Genomic DNA, 226 nt, shown 5'->3' on the forward strand with positions numbered 1-226 from the left:
ATACAGGGGAAGGTGGTCGCCGAACTTGGACACCAGCGTATGTGCCAGCAGTCCGGCCGTCGGGATGCCTTTGTCGATGACGTGGGGTGGCACCGGCGTCTGCACCAGCGTCTCACACTGATCGCACACCCATTTGCCGCGGATGTGACGCTCCACGGTGAACGTGCCCGGCGTGTAGTCCAGCTTCTCGCTGATGTCTTCGCCAATGCGCTTGAGCGCACACCCA

Annotated in this window: 1 protein-coding gene; it reads right to left on the minus strand. The window is 62.4% G+C overall.

Going from position 1 to position 226, the window contains the following annotated elements; translation table 11 throughout:
• The coding region (locus AAHM38_RS25615) for an IS66 family transposase zinc-finger binding domain-containing protein (protein WP_342234438.1) at positions 1-226 on the minus strand (226 nt) is incomplete at both ends.

This window comes from Ralstonia sp. OTU4908, assembly GCF_038440115.1.
Taxonomy (GTDB): Bacteria; Pseudomonadota; Gammaproteobacteria; order Burkholderiales; family Burkholderiaceae; genus Ralstonia; species Ralstonia pickettii.